Origin of the sequence: Bradyrhizobium sp. 1 (genome assembly GCF_023073315.1) — a bacterium.
In the GTDB taxonomy this organism is placed as follows: domain Bacteria; phylum Pseudomonadota; class Alphaproteobacteria; order Rhizobiales; family Xanthobacteraceae; genus Bradyrhizobium.
The window spans coordinates 364,020-390,197 of sequence record NZ_JADPJH010000010.1; the positions used below are offsets into that span (position 1 = coordinate 364,020).

The window sequence follows — 26,178 nt, forward strand, 5'->3', positions numbered from 1 at the left end:
CGTGGCAGTCGCCTCGAAATCCCGCATTTCAAGAACCCTGCCTTTATAGAGCAGATGAGGCCGAGCGAAAGTATGATCCGCATTGCAAATTCGAGGTAAATCCTACGCGATACCGGTGGTGGACGGGGACGAGCGAACCGACTAAGCCCTCCGCCTTGAGACGAGGAGCGGGGCGGCGGGGCACCTCACATGCTGGGCATTCACGAAATCTGGCTCTTCATCCTGTCGGGCATCTTGCTCAACATCACGCCGGGGCCTGATACGGTCTATGTGATCGGCCGCAGCATGCAGATGGGCTGGAAGGGCGGCGCCGCCGCGGCGCTCGGCATCAGTTGCGGCTGCTTTTTCCACGTCGCGGGCGCAGCGATCGGCCTTTCGGCCCTGCTGATGGCTTCATCCACCGCGTTCTCGATCCTGAAGCTGGTCGGCGCGGCCTATCTCGTCGTGACAGGACTTCAGATGCTGTGGTCGCGGCCGGTGCTGGCCTCAAGCATCGACGAGCCGGAACGGAGCTCGCTGCGGCGGGTGTCCTCCAGGGCGTCTTCACCAACGTGCTCAATCCCAAGGTCGCGCTGTTCTTCCTGGCCTTCCTGCCGCAATTCGTCGCAGCCGATGCCCCGCACAAGCCGCTCGCCTTCCTGACGCTCGGCCTGATCTTCATCTTTACGGGAACGCTGTGGTGCCTGGTGCTGGCCGCGTTCGCGGCAAAGGCCGCCAACCGCCTGCGCAGCTCCGAGGGCGCGATCGCCTGGGTCAACCGCGCGCTCGGCGGCCTCTTCATCTATCTCGGCATCCGCGTCGCCATGCTGGAGACGCGGTAGCTCATCCGAACGGATGACATGAGGCTCCGATCTTCTCTCAGGCAAACTCCTTCAGCAGCGCGCTGCCGGCGAGATACACGCCGAGCAAGATCATCGCGATCAGGAACCAGCGGCGGAACGCTTCCGCCGGCATCCGAGCCCGCACCGACTGGCCGATGAACATGCCGGCAAAGGCCATGACCATGCCGACGGCGCCCGGCACGGCATTGGCCGGCGTCAGCAATCCGCCAGCGGTGAGGTTGAAGGCAAGCGCCAGCGTCGCGGTGGTGAAGAACACGCCAAGCGCCTGCACCAGCTCGTCCTTCTCCATGCCGATCGCCTGCATGAACGGCATCGAGGGGATCACCTGCACGCCGGTCGAGGCCGAGATCACGCCGGTGATCACGCCGACTATGCCGCCGACCCATTTCTCATTGCGAGGGGCGACGCGGAACTGGAATTTGCTCAAGCCGATGATGGCGTAGATCACCAGCAGGATGCCGAGCACCACGGTGCCGTAGCGTGCATGCGGGCCGGTCAGCGCGCCGGCATTGAGCCAGCAGCCGATCACGGTGCCGATCATCAGCGGCCACAGCCTCCTCAGGATGTCGCGCAGATGGGGGCCGACAAAGGTCTGCCAGATGTTGGTGACGATGGCGGGCACGATCACGATGGCGATCGCGCGGCTGGGCGCCATGCTCACGGCGAGCAGGCCCATGGACACGGTCGGCAGGCCGAGCCCGACGACGCCCTTGACGAATCCGGCGACCAGGAAGACGGCAGCGATGACAATGAGAAGCGGGTCGATCATATCGGCCACATTGACCGAAGCAGCGCTCCGGCACAATCTGCAGGTTACGGAGACAGCCTTCGTCTGGAGCGAAAGCTGAGGAGACCTGCCATGCGTTTCGACCTCGTCGACCTCCAGCTGTTCATCGCCGTTGCCGACCAGCGCAGTATCACCCGCGGCGCAGAGCGCTCGAATCTCGCGCTGGCCTCGGCCAGCGCCCGGATCAAGGGGCTCGAGGACGCGCTCGGCGTCGCGCTACTCAAGCGCGGCCGCCGCGGCGTCGAGTTGACCGTTGCGGGCGAGAGCCTGCTCGACCATGCGCGGGTCGTGATGCACCAGATCGATGCCATGCGCGGCGATCTCGCCGGCTTTGCCAGCGGCGTGCGCGCCAGCGTGCATTTCCTCGCCAATACTTCGGGCCTGTCGGAGCATCTGCCCAAGGCGCTCGCCGGCTTCCTGCGCGAGCATCGCGACGTCGCCATCGACATCGAGGAGCGCGAGAGCACCGACATCGCCGCCGCCATCACCGCGGGCGCCGCCGATCTCGGTTTTGCTGCCGAGCACGCGTTGCCGGAGCATATCGAGCGTTTTGTGTTCAGCGAGGATCGCCTGACGCTGGTGACGTCGAGGCGTGGCCCGTTCGCCGGCCGCCGCCAGATCGATTTTCAGGAGGCGAACGATTGCGAATTCGTCGGGCTGACCAGCGCCACCGCGCTCCAAATGCACATATCGAAGCACGCGGCCCGCCTCGGCATGCGCCCGCATTACCGCGCGCGCCTGCGCGATTTCGATGCGATCTGCCAGCTGGTCTCAGCCGATGTCGGCGTCGCCCTGGTGCCGGAAGCCGCCGCCCGCCGCTGCGCAAAACTGATGCCGCTCGCGATGGTCCGCCTGCGCGATGCCTGGGCCAACCGGAAGCTCGTGATCTGCGCGCGCAGTTTCAAGACGCTGCCGCGGCCGGCCAAGATGCTGGTGGAGCATTTAAGGGCAGCGGCAGTGTGAGGTCGTGCGCTTATCGCGCGCTACTTCGCCGTCTCGACCCCGGCGTCCTTGATCACCTTCGCCCACTTCCTGGTCTCGTCGGCGATGAAGCTGCGAAAATGCTCCGGCTCATCGCCGATCAGCGTCGCGCCCTGCTGGGCGAGCTTTTCCTTCACCGCGGGATCCGCCATGGCCTTGGTCGCGAGGCCATGCAGCGCGGTGACGATTTCCTTCGGCGTGCCCTTCGGCGCGACCATGCCGTACCAGTTCTCGATGCGCAGATCAGGAAAGCCCGCTTCCGCGGTGGTCGGGACGTCGGGTGCCGTCGATGAGCGCTCGGGCGAGCCGACCGCGATCGGTCGCAGCGCGCCGGCCTTGACCTGCGGCAGCAGCACGGGGAGATCGAGGAACGTCATCTGCACCTGCTGGCCCAGCAGATCGTTCACCGCGGGCGCGGCGCCGCGATAGGGCACATGCACGATGTCGATCTTGGCCGTCAGCTTGAACAGTTCACCGGCAAGATGCGGCAGGCTGCCGGGGCCGGAGGAGGCGAAATTGAGTTTTCCGGGCTGCGCCTTGGCGAGTGCGATCAGCTCACTGACGTTTTTCGCCTCCACATTGGTGGCGACCACCAGCATTTCCGGCACGGTCGCAACCAGTGTTATCGGCGTGAGATCGCTCGAGGTGTCGTAGGCGACCCGCTCCATGCTCGGGCTGATCGCGAGCGCGCCGGCTGAGGAGATCGCGATGGTGTAGCCGTCGGGGGGAGCCTTCGAGACCGCATCGGTGCCGAGCACGCCGCCCTGGCCGCCGCGATTGTCGATCAGCACCGGCTGCCCTGATAGCTCCGACATGCGCTGGCCGATCACCCGGGCGATGATGTCGTTGGGGCCGCCGGCGGGGAACGGCACGATCAGCTTGATCGGTTTTGCGGGAAAATTCTGGGCGGAGGCGAGGGTGGGAAACAGCAGCAGGAATGCGAGCAGCAGCTTGCGCCGGTTTTTCATGCAGGCTCCTTCAAGCATGATCCGGAAAAGTGTGCAGCGGTTTTCCGAGAGGATCATGCGCAAACAATTAAGTGGCCTAACCGTTGAGCAGTTTCAGTGCTTCTTCGTGAACCCTGGCGTCGCCGGCCGCGATGATGCGACCGCCGCCCTGGGCCGGTTTGCCTTCCCAGGTGGTGACGACGCCGCCGGCGCCTGTCACGATCGGGATCAGGGCTGCGATATCGTACGGCTTCAGCTCGGTCTCGACCACGAGATCGACGTGGCCCGCGGCCAGCATGCAATAGGAGTAGCAGTCGCCGCCATAGCGCGACAGACGCGCGCCCTTCTCGATCCGGCCGAAGATGGCGCGGTCGCGCTCGTTCATCAGCAGCGGGCTGGTGGTGTAGGTCGTGGCTTCCGCGAGCGAAGCACAGCGGCGGACCTGGAGCCGGCGCTCGTCGGAGGGGCCTTTGTATGTGGCCGAGCCGTTGTCGCCGGAAAACCGCTCGCCGATGAACGGCTGGTGCATCATGCCGTAGACCGGCGTGCCCTTGTGCAGGAGCGCGATCAGCGTACCCCAGATCGGAAAGCCGCCGATGAAGGACTTTGTGCCGTCGATGGGGTCGAGCACCCAGACGTAGTCGGCGTCTTCCCGCTCATTGCCGAACTCCTCGCCGACGATGCCGTGCTGGGGGAAGCTCGCCTTGATCAGCCGCCGCATCACCGCTTCCGCGGCGCGGTCGGCCTCCGTCACGGGGTCGAATTCCCTGGTCTTGCTCTTGTCGTCGATCGACAGCGAGGTGCGGAAGAACGGCAGGATGGTCTCGCCGGAGGCGGTAGCGAGCCGTCCGATGAAGGCTGAGAAGTCGATCACCGTCACGGCGCATCCTCAAAACGAAAGTGGGGTGAAGCTCATCTCTGCCTAGCTCAATTCGCCTCTCGCGTGCAGCGCTGTCTTGATTTGCTCCCTGGTATTTTGGATGCCGAAGGCCGCTGCCTTACCTCGGTCATAGGTTGGCCAAATATCGATCATTGAGTTGAAAGCTTAGTTCCGAATTTGCCTTGTTGGTATGCAAATGACTATCAACCCATTGAATTTCCTTATCAAAGAAACTGAATCTGGGTTTCGCTATAAGCAAATGAGCCATGTGCATATTGCATGGGAAACAGCTCAAAAGCTCTTGCACTTTGTGCGTCGCGGCCGCATATTGTTGCGGTGCGGTAGCGCTTCTCGCGTTACTGCTGCCCTCCTTGGGCGTTTCCTCCCTAGACTTGGGCCGCTTCTTCATCAGAAGCGGCCCTTTTTTCTTTTAAGCATCGGTCTTCGTTCAGCGCGCGCAGAAACGCGAAGCGAAAACGCGTTCGCTCCCATCGCAGACGATCCAATCTATCGAAGAAAAGTTTCGCGTCTATTCCGCGGCGGCCTGGAACGGGCCGAGATCGCCGAACGGGATCGTCGTCGCCAGCACGTCGGCAAGCACGCCGAAATCGGACGCCACCTGCGCAAAGCGCGGACCGCGTTCACGCCGCCGCTCGTCCATATAGATCGCGCGGTTGAGCTCGAGCTGCACCGCATGCAGGCCGCTCGCGGGGTTGCCGTAATGCTCGGTGATAAAGCCGCCGGCATAGGGCTTGTTGCGGCCGATCGAATAGCCGAGCCCGGTCATGGTCTCCTCGACCCGGTCAGGCAGCAGCGGCGTGCAGCTGGTGCCGTAGCGGTCGCCGATCACGATGTCGGGCCGGCGCGGCTCGTCTCTGCTGACGCCGACCGAGGGCATCGAGTGGCAGTCCACCAGGACCACGGTGCCGAACATCTGGTGCACCTTGTTGATCAGCCGGCGCAGCGCGCGATGATAGGGCTTGTACAGCGTCTCGATCCGCGCCAGCGCGTCGTCGACCAGAATGCGCTCGCGGTAGATCTCCTGGCCGTCGCCGACCACGCGCGGGATGGTGCCGAGGCCGCCCGCGACCCGCATCGAGCGGGTGTTGGCAAAGCTCGGCAGCCGCCCGGTGAACATGCGCGGGTCGAGCTCATATGGCTCGCGATTGACGTCGACATAGGAGCGGGGAAAGTTGACCCGCACGGTCGGAAAGCCGCGCGCGCTGAGATGGCCGATCAGCTCGTCCATGAAGGAATCTTCGGAGCGCCTTAGCTGCGGCAGGTCGATCCGCGAGGCGCTCAGGAATTCGTCCGGATAGGTCGAGCCGGAATGGGGCGAGTTGAAGATGACGGGCGCGCGCCACTCGGCGGGCTCCATGATCTCGAAGGCTGGCGACACCTCGCCGTCAAACCGGGTCATCTTCTCAGGCTTCGTCCCTTCGCGCCGCACGACCGGGCATGAGCCCTGGATCGAATGATTCGGCCGTCCAACGGCTCTTATGTGTCGTCATTGTCCGGAATCACAACCATTCTGCCAAGCGAAAAGATGTGATCGGCGCTGGAACATGTCTTAACCGTGCGGGCAAGGAGGCGGGGACACGCCAGTGTGGCTCGATTGATTCGGGCCGCATTCGGGTTCACAAGGAGCCGGCAGCGCGAGCCGCGAAGGTAAAGATTTTCACCCCAAATTTACCCTCTGTCGGGCTTAGTGACCTCTGCTGAAATCCTCTGGGGATTCGACGTTTCCTGCCATGGCAAAAATCCTGCTCGCCGAAGACGACAACGACATGCGCCGTTTCCTGGTCAAGGCGCTGGAAAACGCCGGTTTTCAGGTCTCATCCCATGACAATGGCATGGCCGCCTATCAGCGGCTCCGCGAAGAGCCGTTCGAGATGCTGCTGACCGACATCGTGATGCCGGAAATGGACGGCATCGAGCTCGCCCGCCGGGCCTCGGAACTCGATCCCGACATCAAGATCATGTTCATCACCGGCTTCGCCGCGGTCGCCCTGAACTCGGATTCGGACGCCCCCAAGAACGCCAAGGTGCTCTCCAAGCCCGTGCATCTGCGCGAATTGGTCAGCGAAGTGAACAAGATGCTGGCGGCCTAAATCGGCCCCCTTCCGTCCTTGCACCGGCTCACTTGAGCCGTTATAGGGACCCGACCCGATCTAGACGACATCTAGGGCGCGTAGCTCAGCGGGAGAGCACTACCTTGACATGGTAGGGGTCACAGGTTCGATCCCTGTCGCGCCCACCATCCTTCGCTCGCGATAGCCGAGTGAAGGATGCCACGCCGAAGCCCAACGGGCGCAGGCGGGCTGCCGCCGCGAGCTACGGCCAGGCAAGCCACCAAGCAATCTCAACGCGAAGCGTGTCCGGCGTAGCTCGAAGAGCGTAGACGGACTGGAGCGTCACGCTCCTCTCGCTCGAACATGCCACCCCCCCTCCCAACGCCGGACCGCCGCTATTTCAGCTCCGTGTTCGCCACCGGCATGATGGAGGCCACCGACCAGCCGTTCGCATCCTGAACATAGGTCTGGCTGATCAGAAAAATACTCTGTTGTGGTGGCTTGCCGGGAAGGCCGCGCGTGAAGACGATCGGGACGAGGACCTGCATCACCTCGTTCGAGATCACGGCAACGCGGAATTTCGACATGTCGGGTTCGAGGTGCCAGGTACCCTCGTAATAGTCCTTGAAGCGGGCGGCGACCGCATCGCGCCCTCGCGTCTCGATGCCCCTCGCAAACAACAGCGTGGCCGGCGAATTCCAGAGCAGGGCCTTCACGTCATCCGCATTATGCGCATTCTGCGCGGCAATGAACTTCTCGAAGATGGTTCGCGCCTCGGCGTCATTTGCCGCGGCCAGCGCAGGTCCGGCCGACCAGACCGTCGCGCCGAGGAACAGCGCCGCGGCAGTCGCGGCAAGACGACGGCGCCGCGCCAATGGTCGTGGACTGACGCTGCCTGGAGACATCTCGGGTCGCATCGTGCTTACCTCTCGTCGTTTGCCGTCGGCATTTGAATGGTGTTCGTCATACCATTGATGGTCTCGCCGACGTTTCCTGATCGCACGATCGGCGGAAACCGTGACATCACGGATGCGTTGCTTCGGGCCATCGGATGTCGCGGGACGCAACGGGCATCCTCTCGCCGCCGACACCCAGTTGGGTTATGATCTCGTGGCGCCATCCCGGTACGATGTCATCCACGACGCAGGCTCGCCCATGAGTGCCATCCGAACGATCGGACTTGCAACGATAACGCTGGTGCTGATGGCGTCGCGCGCTGACGCTGCGATCATTGACTGGCAAGCCGAGCTCCAGCGCTGCCGTGAGCTGCGGCAGAATGTGGCGCCGCTGCTTCATGCCGGCGAGGGGATTTCCGCCGTCGGTCGCTCCAACCGGTCCGTCCGCCGTTGCATCTGGATCCAGCGCATCGCGGTGCGCAAGAAGATCCCGGGCGCGGAGGCGTGGTAGCACTCCGCCACGGCGCGCGCAGATATCAGACCAGGCCGCGCGCCACGGCGGTCAGGCGACTGCATTGATCCTCGGTTCCGACCGTGATGCGCAGGAAATCCCCGATGCGGGGTTTTGCGAAATGCCGGACCAGCACGCCGTGCTTGCGAAGCCCGGCTGCGAGCTCGGCTCCGCCATGGCCGGGATGGCGGGCGAACACGAAGTTCGCCATGGACGGCACGACCTCGAAGCCCAATCCTGAGAGGTCGCGGACCAGCTTCTCCCGGCTCGCGATGATGCGCCCGCGGGTCTGCTCGAACCAAGCCTCGTCCTTGATCGCCGCGACGGCGCCGGCGATGGCAAGGCAATCGAGCGGGTATGAGTTAAAACTGTCCTTCACCCGCTCCAGCGCCTCGATCAAAGGCCGCTGGCCGACGGCAAAGCCAACGCGCAGGCCCGCGAGAGCCCGCGATTTCGAGAAGGTCTGGATGACGAGGAGATTGTCGTGGCGCGCGACCAGCGGAATGGCGCTCTCGGCACCGAAATCGACATAGGCCTCATCCACCACCACCAGCTGGTCCGGATGCTCACTCAGCAGCGCTTCGATCCCGTCGCGCGGCAGCGCGATGCCGGTGGGGGCATTCGGGTTGGGCAGGAGAATGGCCCCGCACGGCCGCCGGAAGTCGGCAATCTGCACCTGCATCGCGGCATCGAGCGGCACCTCTTCGTAGCGGATGCCGTACAGGCGGCTATAGACCGGGTAAAAGCTGTAGGTGATATCAGGGAACAGCAGCGGTGCGTCCTGCTTCAGCAGGCCCTGGAACGTGTGGGCCAAAACCTCGTCCGAGCCGTTGCCGACGAACACTTCATCGGCCGTCACGCCGTAGCGCGCCGCGATCGCCTCGCGCAAAACGGTCGCGCCGGGATCGGGATAGAAGCGCAGGCGGTCCGTCGCGGCCGCGATCGCAGCCAGTACATGCGGCGAGGGATCGTACGGATTCTCGTTGGTGTTGAGCTTGACGAGGTCGTGGATTTTTGGCTGCTCGCCGGGCACGTAGGGCGAGAGGTCGCGGACGACGGAACTCCAGAAGCGGCTCATGATTTTCAACTCGATTTGGCGGGCTACGCGGTTGTGCTTGTAGTCAGGCGACCAGATACTTCTTCACCGCCGCCTCGTCCCACGCAATCCCGTTCCCCGGCTCGTCGCTCGGCAGCGCAAAGCCGTCCTTGATCTTCAGCCGCGTCGAAAGCACCGCGTCGGCCCAGTCGACATATTCCAGCCAATGCGCAGTCGGTGTCACGCAGAGCAGGTGCGCGCTGACTTCCGAGAACAGATGCGTCGACATCTCGATGCCGGCGGCATGCCCGAGCGCGGCGGCGCGGAGCCAGCCGGTGACGCCGCCGATGCGCTGCACGTCGGGCATTACGTAGTCGCAGGCTTCCGCCGACAGCGCTGATTGCATCGAGAAGGCGCTGTCGAAATTCTCGCCGATCTGGACCGGTGTGCGCAACGCATCCGCAATCCGGGCGCAGCCCTCGTAATCGTCGTGGCGGATCGGCTCCTCGATCCAGGTCAGCCCCTCGTCGTCGAGCATCTCGCCGCGGCGGATCGCTTCGGTGACCGTGAGCGCCTGGTTGTAGTCGCACATCAGCGTGACCTCGTCGCCTACGGCCTTGCGCACCGCGCGCACCACAGCGAGGTCCTCTCGCGCATCGGGGCGGCCGACGCGGATCTTTGCGGCGTGAAAACCCTCGGCCAGCAGCTTGTGCGCCTCCTCAACCGCGGCGCCCGCGGGCATAATGCCGAGCCCCTTCGAATTATAGGCGCGCACCGGTTTCGGCGCGCCGCCGAGCAGGCGGGCGAGCGGCAGGCCGCGTGCGCGGGCGAGTGCGTCCCACGCCGCCATGTCGATGCCGGATTGCGCCAGCCGTTGCAGGCCGGCGAGCCCGAGCAGCGTGAAGCGCTGGGTCAGCTTGCGCTCGATCTCGAACGGCAGCAGCTCGTCGCCGGCGAGCAGCTCCGACATTTCCGTGACCATCGCCGTCAGCGGCTTCAAGGCCGACGGCGTGATCGAGAACAGATAGGCGTGCCCCACGGCGCCCAGATCGGTCTCGCAGTCGATCAGCACCAGCGGTGCCTTGGCGACCACCCCCGTCGAGGTCTTGAGCGGCAAATTCATCGGCGCGATTACGGGCCGCGCGACAAAGCGTTTGATGCGGATGGTCGAGGTCATGGGGGCTCCCGGCGGAGTGAATGCAGGTCAATACCCATCTTAAACATTCGTCATGAAACGAAAAGACGTTTGCGACGACCACCATAAAATGGGGTTGCGCGTACCTGCGTTTATCGGCTCAGTGCCATTGCATGGTTTGCCGCAAATCCCGGAAGTTTGCGACAAAGACGCACACCACGGAGCCACAGCGTGAAACACGAGATCTCCGAAGAACAGCGCAAGAACGGCATTTTGATCGGCGCCGTGATCGCCTTCCTCCTGTTCGCTCTGCCGCTCGCGGTGTGGCTGGACCTGACCGAGCTCTCCAAGACGGCGCTGCGCCGGCAGGCCGTCGACCTCAATTCGGTGATTACGAGCGTACGCAGCTATTACGCGACCAACGTGGTTGGGCGCATCCTCGCCAACCCGAACGGCAGCACAAAAGTCGTGCACAATTACGAATCCATCCCCGGCGCGATCCCGATCCCGGCGACGCTGTCGCTCGAGCTTGGCCGGGTGATCGGCGCGCAGCAGGAGAACATCACCTACCGCTTCGTCTCGGACTTCCCGTTCCAGAACCGCGCGCCGCACCAGCTCGATCCCTTCGAGAAGGACGCGCTCGCTGCACTGCGTGCCGATCCCGAGCGGAAGATCGTCGACACCGAGACCTCGCTGTTCTCTGACAAGGTCCGCCTCGTCGCGCCCGTCATGATGGGGCCGGCCTGCGTCAGCTGCCACAACAGCCACCCCGAGAGCCCGAAGAAGGACTGGAAGGTGGGCGATGTTCGCGGCATCCAGGAGGTGATCATCGCCCAGCCGATCGCCGCCAATATTTTTTCGTTCAAGTTCCTGCTGGCCTATTTCCTGATCGCCGCCGGCTGCGGCCTCTCGTTCCTGTCGCTCCAGCGCCGCCAGGCGAGCCGCATCAAGGGCATGAACAAGGATCTCGAATCCGCCAACGACTTCCTGGCCTCGCTCTCGATGAAGATCTCGCGCTACATCCCGCCGCAAGTCTACAAGAGTATTTTCAGCGGCCAGAAGGACGTCACCATCCACACCGAGCGCAAGAAGCTCACGATCTTCTTCTCCGACATCCAGAATTTCACGGCGACCGCCGAGCGGCTTCAGCCCGAATTGTTGACCCAGCTGCTCAACGAGTATTTCACCGAGATGTCGGCGATCGCCCATGAATATGGCGGCACTATCGACAAGTTCATCGGGGACGCCATGCTGATCTTCTTCGGCGACCCCGAGACCAAGGGCGATCGTACCGACGCGCAGGCCTGCCTCCAGATGGCCTGGCGCATGCAGCACCGCCTCACCGAGCTCAATGCGAAGTGGCGGGCGTCCGGCATCGAGCTGCCGTTCAAGGCCCGCATGGGCATCAACTCAGGCTATTGCAATGTCGGCAATTTCGGCAGCAGCGATCGCATGGACTACACCATCATCGGTGCCGAGGCGAATCTCGCCGCGCGCCTGCAATCCATCGCCGAGCCCGGCGGCATCGTGCTGAGCTACGAGACCTTTGCGCTGGTGAGCGACATCGTCCGCGCCCACGCGTTGCCGGCGATCACGATGAAGGGCATCAGCCGCGAGGTGATTCCGTATTCGGTCGATGCGCTGAACGACACGGCGGCGGAGCGAAGCGGCATCATCACCGAGCGCGCGCCGGGGCTGGAGCTCTATCTCGATCCCGCCGTGGTGAAGTCAGGCGACGCGGCACGGGTGCGCTCGCTGCTGGAAAGCGCGCTGGCCTCGCTGAAGCCGGCGTGAGGCGGCAAGTTCAATTCTGATCGTGCCCGGCTGTGGCCAGGAGGCAGGTGCGTCGCCTCTCCCGCTTGCGGGAGAGGTCGGCGCGAAGCGCCGGGTGAGGGTTCTGTCCTCTTGGAGGTTCTCGATTGCGGATGCACCCTCGCCCCAGCCCTCCCTCGCAAGCGCGGGAGGGAGCGCACCTCCGCCGTCGATACAGTGTAGCATTGAGTACTCGCACTAGCCGGCAACCGCGCTACGTGAATCACCTCACCTCGCCGCCCCCTCCGTGAACGCCGTCTCGATCACGTCACCAAACGGCTGCCAAGAGCGCCCGTCAAACTGAACCAGCCGCATCTGCCTGATCGGCAGATAGCTGCTCGGCGAGGTGTTCATCCTGATGTTGGGCAACGCCACCGAGGGCTGATAGCTCTTCACCGAAGCCGCCTGCCGCATGATGTTCTCGCGCGAAAAATCGTCGCCGCATTGCTTCAGCACCTGCGTCAACGCCTCTGCCGCGGCGTAGCCATAGAGTGCGGCGCTGTTGTTGGTGCTTTCGATGTGGTGGTACTTGTCCATGAAGGCGAACCAGTCCTTCATGGCGGCGTCGTCCTTCCATGCGGGATCGCTTGGATCCTTCAGAAATGCCGCCGAGATCACGCCGGAGGAATTCTCCAGGCCCGCCGGCGCCATCGCGTTGGCGATCGAGGCCGAGGCGTCGTTCACGATGAAGACCGGGCGCCATTTGAGCGACGCCGCCAGCTTGATCACCTTCGCCGCCGTCGACGGCACGCCGAGAAAGACGAAGATATCGGCGCCCGCGCGCTTGAGGATCGAGACGTGCCCGTCGAGATGCTCGTCGTTGATGTCGAAGGCGATGTCGACGAGAACGAGACGGTTCAGATCGCCAAGACCTTCCTCCATGCCCCTGAGGAGCGCGCGCCCGAACTGGTCGTTCTGCCAGAGCACCACGATCTTGCGGTGCGGATAATAGGCCTGGATGTAGTTGGCGTAGATGCGCCCCTCCGAACGGTACGACGGCTGCCAGCCCATGGTCCAGGGAAACGCCTTGGCCTGGCTCAGCTCCTCGTCACCGGAGGCGACGAACAGTTGCGGCACTTTCTTCTCGTTGAGATACCAGCGCGTGGCGAGATTGCCGGGTGTGCCGAACGAGCCGAACATCAGCTGCACGTCGTCCTTCTCGACGAGATTGCGCGTCAGCTCCAGCGCGCTTCCCGGATCGGAATTGTCGTCGCGCGTGATGAAGCGGATCTTGCGGCCGTTGATCCCGCCGCGCGCGTTGACCATGTCGAAATACGCGGCCTCCGCCTGGCCGATCGCGCCGAATTCCGACAGCGGCCCCGAATACGGCATGACGTTGCCGATGCGGATTTCGTTGTCGGTCGCTGGCTGCTCCGAATGCTGTTGCTGCGACATCGCCCCCAGCGAAGCGAAGGCGACGGTCAGGACGAACAGCAGTCTGCCGGTGACGCGCATGCTCGACACCTTGTCGTTGGCCCCCAACGAGGTCGGCTTAATCCGCACCCAGGCGAGTTGATCTACGTCAAGCGTTTGGCAAAGCTGTGGCGTGACGGGCCGCTTCGAAGCGGCCCGAACGAAACGGCAGGCGTGTTGACGCGCTGTCGATTGAGAGAGTGTGCCGTGTGGCACCCCTCTCCCTAACCCTCCCCCGCAAGGGGGGAGGGAACATACCTTTGCTCTGGTGAGTGCACCCTGACTAATTTGTGGAACGATGATGAGCGTCCAGAGCAGCCGCGCACTCCGCTGCGCTCCCTCCCCCCTTGCGGGGGAGGGCGGGGGAGAGGGGTGGCCCAGCAAACGGTGAGAGCAATAGCCGCAGCGCTCGCAACAGCTACGGCAGCCCCCGCGCCTCCAGCTGCCGCACCAGCAGCAGTGTTGGCTCCGCAAGACTGTCGCCCGACCCATCAAGCCCGAACGCGGCGGCGATGCCGTCGCGGCTGCGCAGGAGTGAGGCGCGCGGGCAGTGGCCGGTGCCGCAGAGCGTCTTCTTCAGGGTCTCGCCCTGCGCCACGATGCCGGCGGAATCGTCCGTGGCCCAGGCCAGCACGATCGGCACGTCGACATTGAGGATGCCGGGAAAGGCCGATCGCTTGTCATATTGGTTGGCGTCCGTGCCGAGATAGGCCTTCTCGCCGTCGCTCGCATCCTTGCCGACACGGTAGATTCCGGACACCAGCACCACGCCGGCGACGTCGGCGCGCTCGGTCTGGAACTCGGGATGCGCCAGCAGGGTGGCGACGTGAAAGGCGCCGGCGCCATAGCCGACCGCGACGATCTCGCGGGCATCGCCGTTGAACAGGTCGATGTTGCCGTGGACCCAGGACAGCGCCGCTGCCACGTCGGTGGCTCCCATCGGCCAGGCCGCCGCCGGCGCCAGGCGATAATTGACGCGCACGCCGATCATGTCGTTGCGCGCGGCAAAGCACATGGCCTGGTCCTGGATCTCGCGCGACAGGTCCGGCGCCCCGCGGTCGCCGGTAAAAGTGTCGCCGGCCACGAACAGCAGCACCGGCCGCGGCGTGTCCGCCTTGGTGCTGCTTGCAGCGACATCGAGCACATTGGCTTCGCTCTCGCCGTAGCGCAGGCCGCGCGAGAAGGTGACTTGCTCGCACAGCCGCGCGGTGCCGCCGGCGGTGGTGTCGGAATCGGTGAGGCCTGTCAGGACGAGGTCGGACGGTGCCGTCCGCCTCATGGATACCGGCCCATGCGCGGAAGCTGTCGTGACGGTCAGAACAAGCAAGAATGCGAGATAATTCTTCATGATGTGGGTGGCCTTGCGCGCCATATTGGCTCGCTCTTGAGGCCTGTCTTCTCTATTCGCCTTATTAGTTGGCTGGTCTTGATTAGTTAGCTGGGCTTGGGGCGATTTGACGGCGGCGCGCTTGGTTCTCTGGCGGCCGGCTCAATTCCCCGGCTGGAACATGCAATCCGCCCCGCTGCCGTCCTTCCGTCGGATGGCGTTCGGGTCGATCGTGCAGCTTAATTTGCTCAGGCTCTCGAAATTCGATCCCGCCGCGCCATCCGCGGGAACGCCGGCCAGCGCTTCCGTGGCGAAGATCTCGTTGGCGGTGGAGCCGTTCACGGTCTTCACTTTCTTGCCGAAGGTCACCTCGCAATTGCGAACGGTGATGTCGACATTGCCGGTGCGGCAGACGATCCGGTCGGCGGTCACCACGATCGGCTTCTTGTAGGGAATGTCGGGGTTGGCGGCGAACAGCATCGCCATTGCCTTCTTTTCGGCGCCCGACAGGACCGGTGACAACGGCGCGATCACGCCCGCGAGCGCCAGCGCGGTTGAGCCAGTGACCTTGGCGGGCGCGTCGGCGGCCGCGGCAACGCTGGAAGCGGTTGCGGCAACAAGGGCGCAGGCCAGGATCAGGCGAACGGGTGTCATCGCTTTGCCTTGTCGTCGGCCATGCTTCCCCCTGACTTGGATGGGAACCAGTCTAGCATGCAAGCCGATTCGGAAGACAAGGCGGGGGTGGCCGGCGATGGCGCGAAACGGGCGTTTTGCACCGATCTGTCAAACGCTTGCGCGGCGCGACCTAGCCTCGTGCCGGAACGCGGTTTCTACTGTGCATGGGGTTGTTTTCGCGTTTTTTGTCGTTCGCGCGTCCGTGACGGAACCTTTTGGCCGCTGATGCGACTTATCCATGACACGGGACAACACGTGCGAGGCTGTCATGGCACACAAGCATACCGCCGATCCGGCAGAGATCATGCGGGCGACCGGTCATCCCGAATTGGAATATGCCGCCGGCTGGACCATCGCCGGTCTGGTCACCATCGGCACCATCGTCGCCGCCTGGGTGTTCGCGATCTAGGCTGCCGGAAACTGGAGTTCGAAGGCGACGCCGTCGTCGGTCGGCTTCAGCCTGATCGAGCCGCCATGGCTCGCCATCACCGCGCGCGCGATCGCAAGCCCCATCCCGGTGCCGCCCTGGTCGCGGCGGGTGGTGAAGAACGCATCAAAGATCCTGTCGCGGTTCGGTGCCGAGATCGGCTCGCCGTCATTGCTCACGGTCAGCAGCAGGGTCGTCCGCTCGTCAACCGCCTCCAGCCTGATGGTCCCGGCCTGGTGCCGCATCGCGTTATCAGTGAGATGCGACAGCACGATCAGCGCCTTCTCGCCGGACATGCCGATGGTACGGTCGAGGCTGCCGCTGGCTTCGATAGAGCTCATCGGAAACCGGCTCTTGAGGTCGGCGATGACGGGCGCCAGCTCCGTCCGCTCGTTCTGCGGCAGGCTTTCGGCGCGGGCGAGCTCGCGCAGCCGCTGCGCCATCGCCTCCAGCCGCTGGGTGTCGGACAGGATGTTGGCGATGAACGTCTTTTGCTCGTCGGGCGTCAGGCTACCTGATTTGCCCTGAACCGAATCCTGCAACAGCTCGGCGGCGCCCTTGATCGAGGTCAGCGGCGATTTCAGCTCGTGGGTGAGGTGCGCCGAGAAGGTCGCGATATAGTCGGAGCGCCGTGCCAGCTGCTCGGCCATGCCGAGGAAGCTCTGCGAGAGCTGGGCGAACTCGCGTGTGCCGTAGTGCCTGAGCGGCCGGAACGCCTCGCGGTCGCCGCGGCCGATCCGTGCGGCGCGCTCGATCAGCTCGCGCATCGGCAGCGTGATGGTGCGGGAGAACACGAGGCCGATCGCGATCGTGCCGAGGATCACGGCAAGCCCGGCCAGCACGAATTTGCCGCGCTCCTGATAGAGATGGTCGAAAATGTTGCTCGGCGTTCGCGTGGTGTAGATCACGCCTGCGACGCGGTTGTTGACGATGACGGGCATCGCCGAGAACACGTGCACGCCGAGGCCGCGGCTGAAGGAATAGATCGGCGGCGGCGGCCGATCCGGGACGCGGTTGCGCAAGGTCGCGCGGTATTGCCCGTGCAGCGCGTCGGCGACCTCCTCGATATGTGCGAGCGATTGCCCGACCTCGTAACGCCCGGCGATCACCACGCCCTGCGGATCGAGGATACGGAAGCCCGCCAGCGTGACCTTCTGGGTTTCGCGGATGATCGGATTGAACCTTGCGCCGATCTCGAGATAGGCCGGCTGTGCCGGCTGGGGCGCGGGGATTGCATCCGGCCGCCGCCGCAGCAGATCGTTGGCGGTGAGGTCGAGTTCGGGGCGGATCGGCGTGACCTGGTCGCCGGGGTCAGGCAGCACGTTCGGCGGCACCTCCGCGCCGAGCGTGAGGCCGCTGTCGAGCCTTGCGGTGACCTCCTGCGCATAGATTGTCGCGAGCACGCGGCTCTGCGCGATCAGCTCGGCCTGGGTCTGGCGGATCAGCTGGTTGTCGTAGAGGCGGAAGAAGAACAGGCCGACCAGCGGCAGCACACCGACCGTTGCCAGCACCGTGAAAATCACGAACGTGAGCGACGGCCGCCATTTGTCGGGGGCCGCGCTCATGCCTCTTTCTCGCAACGGCCGAGCTTGAAGCCGACGCCGTGAATGGTCTCGATCACGTTCTCGCAATTCACCGCCGCAAGCTTGGCGCGGATGTTGCGGATATGGCTGTCGATGGTGCGGTCGGAGACCTGGATGTTGAGCTGATAGGCCGCGCGCATCAGCTGCTCGCGGTTGAAGACCGAATTCGGCCGGGTCAGGAACGCGCGCAAAATGCCGAACTCGATCGCGGTCAGTTTTAGCGGCGAGCCTGCAAAGGTCGCCACGTGCTGCTCGGGATCGATCAGCAGGCCGCCTTGCGCAAGCGCCGCCGGCCCCGCCTTGATCTCGCCATTGCGCGGGCTGAGCCGGCGCAGGATGACATTGACCCGCGCGACCAGCTCGCGCGGGCTGAACGGCTTTGTCACATAGTCGTCGCCGCCGATCTCGAGGCCGAGGATGCGGTCGATCTCCTCGTCGCGCGCCGACAGGAACAGGATCGGCACGTCGGAGCTTTTGCGCACCTCGCGGCAGACGTCGAGGCCGTCGAATTCGGGCATGCCGATGTCGAGCACGATCAAATCAGGCCTGTCGGCGGCGAAGCGGGCGAGCGCCTCCTTGCCGTCGCGCGCCTCGATCACGTCCATGCCGGCCTTCTTCAGCGCGACGCGGATGACCTCGCGGATGTGGCCCTCGTCGTCGACGATGAGAATGCGATGCGCCAAGAAATTCTCCGCTACCTGTCAGCCCGCCGGTAGATTTTGCGCCTGCGCGTCCAGCCTGCGCTGGAGCCGCCAGTTCCGGAAGCCCCAGCTCCGCCAGGCCAGATCCTGACGCTGCTGTTCTACAAGGCGGTCGCGGCGCGACACAAGACAGCTCTCGGGGTTGCCGGGTCTGAGCATGATGGCCTTGTCGATGGCGGGGAGCGCCTGCGGCCCGAGCGTCAAGAGATAGTTGATGTCGACCAGCAAGCCTTTGCCCGATGCTTCCCGGCTGTGGGCGACATTATAGTTGGCGATGAAGGCATCGAAGTTCACCAGCGAGCAGCCATAGAGCACGATCGCCAGCGCGATCAGATTGACGCCGACCAGCCATTCGTTGGACCTGTCGAGCACGATGCGGGCGACGATCAGGATCAGCCCGAGCGCCACCAGCCCCATCCAGATGAAGGCCGCGATGCGCCAATAGGTCAGCATGTAGACCTCGACGTAGAGATCGAGCCGGAGGATGGAGGAGGCGACCAGAAGCACGTTCTGCCCCACCCAGAGATAGACCAGCGGTCGGATCACCTTCGACTTTTCGGCCGGCCCGCCCGGTCGCATCGCGACCAGGACGAAGGCGGCGGCGAGCAGTGCGGTGGCGATCAGCGGATAGGCGCCGCGATGGGCGTAGGCGGCATAAGTCATGCTGGTGGGCAGTGCGACGTGGCCCCACAGATAGATGCCGTCGAGAATCGACTGTGCCGCGAACAGCAGATTGAACAGGATCAGCGAGCGCAGGATCGTCGAGGGCCCGAGAAATTCCGCCGAGACCTGGGACTGGAGCGGCGGCGGCTGGGGCACATCGGCAGCGGCGGTGGTGACAGCCGTCTTGCGCCGCCAGCGCACATGGATGAACGGCCAGACCAGCGCCAACATGGTGGCCCAGAACAGCACGCGCGGAATGCTGATAAATTCGAAGACAAGTTTTGGATTGAGCAGGGAGACCCATTGCTCGATCACCGGATTGGCCGCCGCGAAAAGTGCGACGAAGACGGTGCTCAGCACAACAGGCATCAGCCAGAGCGCGATGCCCCGGGTGAAGGCCGACATGTTGAAGACCTGGAGCGCGTCGGGGAAGAACCTGAAGGGACCGAACAGGACAAAGTTTCGCAGCGCCCGGGCGCGATCCGCGAGCCCAGTCGTCTCCGGGTTGGTCGCGAGCAGAAGCGCAATGACCAGCGCCGCGACGAGGATCAGGAATGAGAGCGCGTTGAGCTCTTCCACGGCCGGCACCAGACCGAGCGCGACGATCACGCCGCCGGTCACGGCCCGGCGAAGATCCAATGTCGCATGGTTGACGAGTAGCGAGGCGCAGGCGATCGCGACGGCCAGGATCGCCAGCGACAGCCCCATTCGCTGTCCGTAGAGCAGAAAGTCGGCGAGCGCTGCGAGCACCAGCGCCATTGCGAGCTTGGCCGAGACCGCCGAAGGTCTGATCGGTTGGATGTCCGTCGTCGTCGTAGCCAGGCTCGTCATGTCCGAATGACCTTTCGTGAGTAGCGATACCGTGCAGTCTGCACGGCGCTTGCGCAAAAACCGGGACCTTCGTCAGCACGCTTTCAGGAGTCTTTTGCAGTTTTCGTGCAGGTGCGCTTTTGCCCCTCGCGCAGCGTAAGTCGCGCTGATAGGTGCGATGCGTTCATCAATTTGGACGTGACGCATCATGCAACTCCTCCATCGCATCGGTCTCATCCTGCTCTGGCTTGCCGCGCCTCTCGTCGCGTTCGCGGCCGCGAACAAAAACGATCCCTATCTGCTCGTGTTGCGCGGCGCCGGAAACATCGCGCTTGTCGTCGCAAGCGTCCTGATCGTCATCGTCCTGCTGCGCCAGGGGCGTTGGCGCACGATCGCGGGCAAGCTGCTCATCGTGCTCTGGTGCCTGCCACCGCTGCTGATGTCGGCTGCGCATCTGAAGTTCGAGCTGCGCAAGCATGATGTCCTCAAGGCCAGCGCCACCGAGGCGCGTCAGCTCGGACCTCACTTCATGGTCGGCTATTCCTCCTTTCCCGAGGTCGCGCGCCTCGCCGAGCAAGGCTTGATCGGCGGCGTCTATGTCACCCGGCACAACATCCGGGGCCGGACCATCGAGACGCTGCGGGCCGAGATCGCGGCGCTCCAGGACAAGCGGCGCGCAGCCGGCCTGCCGCCGCTGGTGGTCGCCGCCGATCAGGAGGGTGGCATCGTCGGGCATCTGGCGCCGCCGCTGACAAAACTGCCGGCGCTGGCGACGCTCACCGGGCTCGCCCCCGACGAGCAGCAGGTCCGGGCCGAAGAGTTCGGCCGCATCCACGGCCGTGAGCTCGCCGGCCTCGGCGTCAACCTCAACCTCGCGCCGGTGCTCGACCTCAAGCCGCCGGTTCGGCGCAACCGCCTCGATTTTCACACGCTGATCGGCCAGCGCGCCATTGCGACCGATCCCGCCGTCGTCAGCGCGATTGCAAGCGCCTATGTTCGCGGGCTGGAAGAATCCGGCGTCGGCGCGACGCTAAAACATTTTCCCGGCATCGGCCGCGTGCGCACCGACACGCATCATTTCAGTGCCAATCTCAATACGCCGGTGAGGGAGCTGGAAGTGACCGACTGGCTCCCGTTCCGCGAGGTGCTGTCGCATTCGCGCAGCGCGCTGATGGTCGGGCATGTCACGCTCACCGCCGTCGACCCTGACCGCGCCGCGTCGCATTCGAAGCGTGTCGTCCAGGGCATCATCCGCGACAAGTGGAATTACCAGGGCGTGGTGATGACCGACGACCTCGTGATGGGCGCGATCTACCAGAACGACGTCTGCAAGGCCGTGGTCGAGGCCATCAATGCCGGCGTCGATAGGTTGCTGGTCGCCTATGACGGCGCGCAGTTCTACCGGGTCTTTGAATGCGCGCTGGAGGGATCGCGGCGGGGCAGGCTCGATGCCGCGATGCTGCACGCGAGTGAGGCGCGGCTGGCGCGAGGCTTTCCGATAGAACAGGCGCGAGCCGTCTCAAGCGTGGTTCGTGTCGTCGACCGGCACTAGTCCTTCGCGAACTGGCGGTAGTCCGGCTCGCGATGAAACCAGAACTCGTAGCCGGTGATGGCCTTCTGCATGGCGACGTCGTGGATCGGCTGGTTGAGCGGAACAACAGGGACGTCGCGCATGCAGAGCGCGATGAAATCCTTCACGGTCTTGTCGTACTCCGCCGCATCCGCGGTGAACCGCGCCTTGTCGATCAGGGCATCCATCTCCTTGTTCTGGTAGGAGGAGATGTTGAAGATCGAATTGTTGCCGTGGAAATTCCAGTAGAAGTAATATTCGGGATAATCCAGCCAGCCGCTGAAGCGGTTGAGCGCGAGCGGCAGCTCCTTCTTGTTCAGCGTCGTGCGCCAGTTCGCGCCGGGGATCTTTTCGATCGCCGCCTTGATGCCGATCTTGGCGAGACTTTCCTGGATCAGGATCGCGGTCGGCTCGCCGACCGTCGCAGTGCCGGTGTCGAGCGACAAGGTGGTCTCCAGGCCGGATTCGAATCCCGCCTCCTTCATCAACGCCTTGGCCTTGTCGAGATCGGTGACATAGGGAGACGGCTGCGGCCAGACCGGCTTTGAAACCTCCGCCGCGCCGCCGTACATCGGAACGGCGCGCCCGAAGAACGCGCTGCTCTGGATCTGCTCATACGGCATCGCCTAGGCGATAGCCTGGCGCAGCTTCACATTGTCAAATGGCGGCTTTGCGGTGTTCAGCGCAACGTACCAGAGCGCATTCGGGATCGGCACGCCCGAGACCTTGACCTTGCCCTCTTTGATGATCTGCTCGAAATCGCGCGGCGCAAAGCCGCTGGAGAGGTCGGCATCGCCCCGCTCCAGCATGGCGCGGCGCGTGCCGGCGGAGGGGACGTCGCGCGCGATAATGCGCTTCAGCTTGGGCAGCGGGCCGCTCTTCCAGTCGTCGAACCGCGTGAACACGGTTTCGCTGCCGGGCTTCCAGCTCTCGATCCTGTAGGCGCCGCCGCCGGCCTCGTTGGTCCTGAGCCACGCCAGCGCCCACGGGTCTTCCGCCGTCGCGTTCTTCTTCGCAAGTTCTGAGTTGATGATGAAGGGCACGACGACGGCGACATTGAACAGCAGCATCTTGTCCTTGCGGACATAGTCGATGCGGAAGGTGTGGTCGTCGACGACGACGAACTGCTCGGGCTTCTCCAGAGATCCCGCCGACATCTGGAAAGTCGGAAAGCCGCCGACCTTCACCGCGCGGTCGAACGACCATTTGACGTCCTTGGCCGTGACAGGCGTGCCGTCATGGAATTTTGCGTCCTTGCGAAGCTTGAAGGTGCAGGACATGCCGTCGGCGGCGACCTCAAAACTCTCGGCGAGTTCAGGCGCGAGCTTCTCGCGGTCGTAGGACACGGTCCCATCGGGCAATGTCTTGGACGCATAGGAGAGCAGGCGGTCGTAGCAATTCCAGGACAAGCCATTCACGGTTTGGTTCGAGCCGACCCCCTGCATGTCGAGCGAGTTCGGCCCAAGCTCCTGCACCACAAGCAGCGTCTCGCTGCGCCCCTGTGCCCAGGCGAAGCGAGCAGCGACGGCCGTCATGCCGGCCGCGCCCAGACCGCCGAGCACGACATTGCGACGGTTGATATCGAGCGATGATGCGGTCATTGGCGCCTCCCCGGAGAGTTGTCTCGCGATCGAGAGGCAAGGCGTATGCCATCGGCGCGCCTCAGATTGTCGCAAGCAGTACCCGGCGGCCTATCTCAGCTCCTCAGCCAGGAAGTCGACCAGCGCCCGTACCTTGGTCGAGGGACGCGGACCCGCCGGAAACACGGCGTACACGTCCACCGGGGCGAGCTTGTAGCTCTTCAGCAGCGGCACCAGTGCACCCGACTCGATCTCGCGGCCGGCCATCACCGGCGAGGTCATCGCGATGCCGAGCCCCGCCAGCACGCTCGCGAATACGCCGGAGCCGGAATCGGTGGTGATGCGACCGTGGACATCGACCGAGGTCTCCGCGCCATTGCGGGTGAACGACCAGGTGGTGCGGCCGAACAGGCCGGGCCCGAAAATGCAGTCATGCGAGGCGAGGTCGGCCGGGGTGTTCGGGATCCCGCGCTCGGCGAGGTAGGACGGCGCGGCGACGAGAAAGCGAGGTAGCGTCGCAAGCATCCGTGCGCCAAAGCCGGAGTCGCCGAGCGGGCCCAGGCGGATGGCGACGTCGGTGCCTTCTGCCACGAGGTTGTGCCGTTCGTCGGCGACGGACAGCTCGACGCGCAGCAGGGGATGGGCGCGCAAGAATTTTGGCAGGCGCGGGATGATGTTTCGCGTGCCGTACACGACCGGCATTGTGATGCGCAGCGTCCCACGTAAGGAGTCGACGCCGCGTGCGGCGTCCTCGGCATCCTCGATATCGGCCAGCACGTTGCGCGCGCGAGCGAGAAACAGCGCGCCGGCGTCGGTCACCGTGATCCGGCGCGTGGTCCGCAGCAGCAGCTTGACGCCGAGCCGGCTCTCCAATTCGCCGATGATCCGCGACACGGAGGGCTGCGAAAGGCCGAGCTCGCGCGCGGCCTTCGAGAAGCTGCCGCTCTCTGCCGCCCGCACGAAGATGGTCAATTCCTGGAGCCGGTCGCCCATTTGAAATCCAAATAGATGTTCTCCGAAACCGCCATATACCCCTTCATTCTCAAATGATCCAGATAGGCCGGGCCAACAGCAATTGATGGAGCTACCGTGACGGCATCATCGCCTATGCGGAGGTGAACCGGACTACACACACCGCCCCAACCCGTCCGAACTGTTGCCGGTGCTCGACCGGCCGCGTGCCGGCAAGGCAGCCTGATCAAGAACCGGCCGGCGTGGCTTGTGCGCCGGTCACTCTCTCTTCGTTCTCAAATTCTCATTGAACGGCGTGCAAGCGCTGAGCGCTCCCGCACGCCCGAACCAAAGGACCGTATCATGTCAAAGCTCGCAGGAAAGATCGCCGTCATCACTGGCGGCTCCAGTGGTATCGGCCTCGCGGCGGCGAAGACCTTCGTGGCCGAAGGCGCCTACATCTTCATCGTCGGACGGCGCCAGAGCGAGCTCGACAAGGCCAAGGCCGAGATCGGGCGCAATGTTACCGCGATCCAGGCCGACGTTGCCACTCTCGAGGATCTCGATCGGCTCTACGCCCGCGTGAAGGAGGAGAAAGGTGCGCTCGACATCGTCGTCGCCAGCGCCGCGTTCGTTGAGCGCAAGCTCACGGTGGACGTCACTCCTGATCATTTCGACAAGACTTTCGGCATCAATGCGCGAGGTGCCTATTTCACAGTGCAGAAGGCGCTGCCGCTGATGCGCAAGGGCGGCTCGATCGTGCTGGTGTCTTCCGGCCTGCATCTGAAGGGCCTGCCGGAGCACGGCACTTACGCCGCGACCAAGGCCGCGCTGCGCTCGTTCTCGCGGACCTGGGCGATGGAGCTGAAGGATCGCGGCATCCGCGTGAACACATTGTCGCCGGGCGCGATCGACACGCCGATCATCGACGGCCAGTTCAAGACTCCGGAAGAGGCCGAAGGCGCGCGCGCGTTCTTCGCCTCGATCACGCCGCTCGGCCGCATTGGACGCCCGGAGGAAATGGCCTCCGCCATTCTATTTCTGGCGTCGGACGACAGCAGCTACAGCACCGGCATCGACCTCGCGGCCGATGGCGGCATCACGCAGGTCTGAAGCGACGGTTACGGCGTGACCGCTCCACGTAAGACTGCACGCGGGGCGGTCAATTCCTTCCATGTCGAATTCGCCACATGCACCGGCGAGAACGCCGGACGTTCGACATAGTGCCCGTCGCCAGCCTCGGCGCGCAGATCGCCGTCCTTCCAGACGACACGGCCGCGCGACACCGTCGCGGCCGGCCCGCCGGTGCAGGCAAAGCCCTCGAACACGTTGTAATCGATCCGGCTCATCTGCCGCTTGGCGCTGATGGTTTTCGTCGCCTCGGGATCCCACACCACGACATCGGCCTCCGAGCCGACTGCGACCGCGCCCTTGCGCGGATAGATGTTGAGGATGCGGGCGATGTTCGCCGACGTCACCGCGACGAATTCTTCCTTGGTCAGCCGCCCCGTCGCGACGCCCGCGGTCCACAGCAGTGCGAGCCGATCTTCGAGACCGCCTGTTCCGTTCGGAATCTTTCTGAAATCGCCGAGCCCGAACCGCTTCTGCTCGGTGGTGAACGCGCAGTGGTCGGTCGCGACCACCTGGAGCGAGCCGGATTGCAGACCGGCCCACAGGCTGTCCTGATGAGATCTGTCGCGGAACGGCGGCGACATCACGCGCTGTGCGGAATGATCCCAGTCCTTGTTCTGGTATTCACTCTCGTCGAGCAGCAGATGCTGGATGAGCGGCTCGCCATAGACGCGTTTTCCCGCTGCGCGTGCCCGCGCGATCGCCTCATGCGCCTGGCGGCAGCTCGTGTGCACGATGTAGACCGGCGTGCCCGTCATATCGGCGATCATGATGGCGCGGTTGGTGGCTTCGCCTTCGACCTCCGGTGGCCGTGAATAGGCGTGTCCCTCGGGGCCGGTGACGCCGCGCGCGATCAGCGCTTCCTGCATCAAGGCGACGACCTCGCCATTCTCGGCATGCACCACAGGCATGGCGCCGAGATGGGCGCAGCGCGCGAAGGAGTTATAGAGTTCGTCATCGTTCACCATCAGCGCGCCCTTGTAGGCCATGAAGTGCTTGAAGGTGTTGATGCCGTAGGTCTTGACCACGGTCTCCATCTCGTCATGGATCTGCTTCGACCATGACGTCACCGCCATGTGGAAGCCGTAATCGGCCGCCGCTTTCTCGGATTTGTGCCGCCACTCCTGATAGGCCGCGAGCATCGACTGGCCGGGATCGGGCAGGCAGAAATCCACCACCATGGTGGTGCCGCCGGTCAGCGCCGCCTTGGTTCCCGATTCGAAATCGTCGGCGGTAACGGTGCCCATGAACGGCATTTCGAGATGGGTGTGCGGATCGATGCCGCCCGGGATGATGTAGGCGCCGCCGGCATCGAGGATCTCAGCGCCCGTCGGCGCGTCGAGCGATGCCCCGACCGCGACGATGGTCTCGCCGTCGATCAGCACGTCCGCACGCCGTGAATGATCGTGATTGACGACGGTGCCGCCGCGAATGAGGAGGGGCATGGG

General features: G+C 64.3%; 22 protein-coding genes, 1 tRNA gene and 2 pseudogenes. 9 read left to right on the forward strand and 16 right to left on the reverse strand.

What is annotated here, in order from left to right:
- The first annotated feature begins 189 nt into the window (after positions 1 to 189).
- Positions 190 to 821: pseudogene (locus IVB29_RS04365) on the forward strand (LysE family translocator).
- A 37-nt stretch (positions 822 to 858) separates the two neighbouring features.
- On the opposite strand, the gene IVB29_RS04370 reads toward IVB29_RS04365, so the two are convergent.
- Positions 859 to 1,611: a sulfite exporter TauE/SafE family protein gene (locus IVB29_RS04370; RefSeq protein WP_247502151.1), complete on the reverse strand. Its 753-nt coding sequence runs from the start codon at positions 1,609 to 1,611 to the stop codon at positions 859 to 861.
- 90 nt (positions 1,612 to 1,701) lie between these two features.
- Here IVB29_RS04370 and IVB29_RS04375 point away from each other — a divergent pair, with 90 nt between their 5' ends.
- Positions 1,702 to 2,592, forward strand: coding sequence for a LysR substrate-binding domain-containing protein (locus tag IVB29_RS04375; RefSeq protein ID WP_247502152.1), 891 nt, complete (start codon positions 1,702 to 1,704; stop codon positions 2,590 to 2,592).
- A gap of 20 nt (positions 2,593 to 2,612) precedes the next feature.
- Here the strand turns inward: IVB29_RS04375 and IVB29_RS04380 are convergent, their stop codons facing one another.
- The 3 genes from IVB29_RS04380 to IVB29_RS04390 form a co-directional block, all read right to left on the reverse strand.
- Positions 2,613 to 3,578 (reverse strand): tripartite tricarboxylate transporter substrate binding protein, encoded by a 966-nt coding sequence (locus tag IVB29_RS04380; protein ID WP_247502153.1) that lies wholly within the window; start codon positions 3,576 to 3,578, stop codon positions 2,613 to 2,615.
- Between the two features lie 76 nt (positions 3,579 to 3,654).
- A complete protein-coding gene (gene hisN, locus IVB29_RS04385; protein WP_247502154.1) occupies positions 3,655 to 4,437 on the reverse strand; it encodes a histidinol-phosphatase in 783 nt (260 codons plus the stop codon).
- A 529-nt stretch (positions 4,438 to 4,966) separates the two neighbouring features.
- Positions 4,967 to 5,857, reverse strand: a complete 891-nt coding sequence (locus tag IVB29_RS04390) for an N-formylglutamate amidohydrolase (protein ID WP_247502155.1) — start codon at positions 5,855 to 5,857, stop codon at positions 4,967 to 4,969.
- Positions 5,858 to 6,188: 331 nt separating this feature from the next.
- Here IVB29_RS04390 and IVB29_RS04395 point away from each other — a divergent pair, with 331 nt between their 5' ends.
- Together IVB29_RS04395 and IVB29_RS04400 are read left to right on the forward strand one after the other, a co-directional pair.
- On the forward strand, positions 6,189 to 6,548 hold the full coding sequence (locus IVB29_RS04395) for a response regulator (RefSeq protein ID WP_028179810.1): 360 nt from the start codon (positions 6,189 to 6,191) through the stop codon (positions 6,546 to 6,548).
- 74 nt (positions 6,549 to 6,622) lie between these two features.
- Positions 6,623 to 6,697, forward strand: a tRNA-Val gene (locus IVB29_RS04400).
- Positions 6,698 to 6,904: 207 nt separating this feature from the next.
- Here IVB29_RS04400 and IVB29_RS04405 read toward each other — a convergent pair.
- Positions 6,905 to 7,426: a DUF4440 domain-containing protein gene (locus IVB29_RS04405; protein ID WP_247502156.1), complete on the reverse strand. Its 522-nt coding sequence runs from the start codon at positions 7,424 to 7,426 to the stop codon at positions 6,905 to 6,907.
- Between the two features lie 238 nt (positions 7,427 to 7,664).
- Here IVB29_RS04405 and IVB29_RS04410 point away from each other — a divergent pair, with 238 nt between their 5' ends.
- Positions 7,665 to 7,916 carry a hypothetical protein gene (locus tag IVB29_RS04410; protein WP_247502157.1) on the forward strand — a complete coding sequence of 84 codons (252 nt, stop codon included), beginning with the start codon at positions 7,665 to 7,667 and terminating at the stop codon, positions 7,914 to 7,916.
- 25 nt (positions 7,917 to 7,941) lie between these two features.
- Here the strand turns inward: IVB29_RS04410 and hisC are convergent, their stop codons facing one another.
- Together hisC and IVB29_RS04420 are read right to left on the reverse strand one after the other, a co-directional pair.
- Complete coding sequence (gene hisC, locus IVB29_RS04415; protein ID WP_247502158.1) at positions 7,942 to 8,994, reverse strand: histidinol-phosphate transaminase; 1,053 nt, start codon at positions 8,992 to 8,994, stop codon at positions 7,942 to 7,944.
- A 43-nt stretch (positions 8,995 to 9,037) separates the two neighbouring features.
- Positions 9,038 to 10,129: an enolase C-terminal domain-like protein gene (locus tag IVB29_RS04420; RefSeq protein WP_247502159.1), complete on the reverse strand. Its 1,092-nt coding sequence runs from the start codon at positions 10,127 to 10,129 to the stop codon at positions 9,038 to 9,040.
- 189 nt (positions 10,130 to 10,318) lie between these two features.
- On the opposite strand from IVB29_RS04420, the gene IVB29_RS04425 reads away from it, so the two are divergent.
- Positions 10,319 to 11,881: an adenylate/guanylate cyclase domain-containing protein gene (locus tag IVB29_RS04425; RefSeq protein ID WP_247502160.1), complete on the forward strand. Its 1,563-nt coding sequence runs from the start codon at positions 10,319 to 10,321 to the stop codon at positions 11,879 to 11,881.
- Positions 11,882 to 12,127: 246 nt separating this feature from the next.
- Here IVB29_RS04425 and IVB29_RS04430 read toward each other — a convergent pair whose 3' ends face one another.
- The 3 genes from IVB29_RS04430 to IVB29_RS04440 all read right to left on the reverse strand — a co-directional run bounded on the left by IVB29_RS04430 (position 12,128) and on the right by IVB29_RS04440 (position 15,293).
- Entirely contained in the window at positions 12,128 to 13,354 is a 1,227-nt protein-coding gene (locus IVB29_RS04430; protein WP_247502161.1) for an ABC transporter substrate-binding protein, read from the reverse strand.
- Between the two features lie 376 nt (positions 13,355 to 13,730).
- Positions 13,731 to 14,660 carry a carboxylesterase family protein gene (locus IVB29_RS04435; RefSeq protein ID WP_346731266.1) on the reverse strand — a complete coding sequence of 310 codons (930 nt, stop codon included), beginning with the start codon at positions 14,658 to 14,660 and terminating at the stop codon, positions 13,731 to 13,733.
- Between the two features lie 141 nt (positions 14,661 to 14,801).
- A complete protein-coding gene (locus tag IVB29_RS04440; protein ID WP_247502163.1) occupies positions 14,802 to 15,293 on the reverse strand; it encodes a hypothetical protein in 492 nt (163 codons plus the stop codon).
- 289 nt (positions 15,294 to 15,582) lie between these two features.
- On the opposite strand from IVB29_RS04440, the gene IVB29_RS04445 reads away from it, so the two are divergent.
- Complete coding sequence (locus IVB29_RS04445; RefSeq protein ID WP_018321489.1) at positions 15,583 to 15,723, forward strand: hypothetical protein; 141 nt, start codon at positions 15,583 to 15,585, stop codon at positions 15,721 to 15,723.
- On the opposite strand, the gene IVB29_RS04450 is transcribed toward IVB29_RS04445, so the two are convergent.
- The 3 genes from IVB29_RS04450 to IVB29_RS04460 are packed head-to-tail and all read right to left on the reverse strand — an operon-like array spanning position 15,720 to position 19,519.
- Positions 15,720 to 17,306 carry an ATP-binding protein gene (locus tag IVB29_RS04450; RefSeq protein WP_247502164.1) on the reverse strand — a complete coding sequence of 529 codons (1,587 nt, stop codon included), beginning with the start codon at positions 17,304 to 17,306 and terminating at the stop codon, positions 15,720 to 15,722. The genes IVB29_RS04445 and IVB29_RS04450 overlap by 4 nt on opposite strands.
- Complete coding sequence (locus tag IVB29_RS04455; RefSeq protein ID WP_247502165.1) at positions 17,303 to 18,007, reverse strand: response regulator transcription factor; 705 nt, start codon at positions 18,005 to 18,007, stop codon at positions 17,303 to 17,305. Before IVB29_RS04455 ends, IVB29_RS04450 begins: the two co-directional genes overlap by 4 nt.
- A gap of 18 nt (positions 18,008 to 18,025) precedes the next feature.
- Entirely contained in the window at positions 18,026 to 19,519 is a 1,494-nt protein-coding gene (locus IVB29_RS04460) for a DUF4173 domain-containing protein (RefSeq protein WP_247502166.1), read from the reverse strand.
- 187 nt (positions 19,520 to 19,706) lie between these two features.
- Between IVB29_RS04460 and IVB29_RS04465 the strand changes: the two genes are divergently transcribed.
- Positions 19,707 to 21,050: a glycoside hydrolase family 3 N-terminal domain-containing protein gene (locus IVB29_RS04465; RefSeq protein ID WP_247502167.1), complete on the forward strand. Its 1,344-nt coding sequence runs from the start codon at positions 19,707 to 19,709 to the stop codon at positions 21,048 to 21,050.
- On the opposite strand, the pseudogene IVB29_RS04470 reads toward IVB29_RS04465, so the two are convergent.
- Positions 21,047 to 22,669 (reverse strand): annotated as a pseudogene (locus tag IVB29_RS04470) (ABC transporter substrate-binding protein). The gene IVB29_RS04465 and the pseudogene IVB29_RS04470 overlap by 4 nt on opposite strands.
- A gap of 90 nt (positions 22,670 to 22,759) precedes the next feature.
- Positions 22,760 to 23,641 carry a LysR family transcriptional regulator gene (locus tag IVB29_RS04475; protein WP_247502168.1) on the reverse strand — a complete coding sequence of 294 codons (882 nt, stop codon included), beginning with the start codon at positions 23,639 to 23,641 and terminating at the stop codon, positions 22,760 to 22,762.
- A gap of 321 nt (positions 23,642 to 23,962) precedes the next feature.
- Between IVB29_RS04475 and IVB29_RS04480 the strand changes: the two genes are divergently transcribed.
- The gene (locus IVB29_RS04480) at positions 23,963 to 24,712 is read left to right on the forward strand and encodes an SDR family oxidoreductase (RefSeq protein ID WP_247502169.1); all 750 of its coding nucleotides are present in this window, start codon (positions 23,963 to 23,965) and stop codon (positions 24,710 to 24,712) included.
- Positions 24,713 to 24,720: 8 nt separating this feature from the next.
- On the opposite strand, the gene hydA is transcribed toward IVB29_RS04480, so the two are convergent.
- Positions 24,721 to 26,175, reverse strand: coding sequence for a dihydropyrimidinase (gene hydA, locus IVB29_RS04485; RefSeq protein ID WP_247502170.1), 1,455 nt, complete (start codon positions 26,173 to 26,175; stop codon positions 24,721 to 24,723).
- Positions 26,176 to 26,178: the final 3 nt, after the last annotated feature.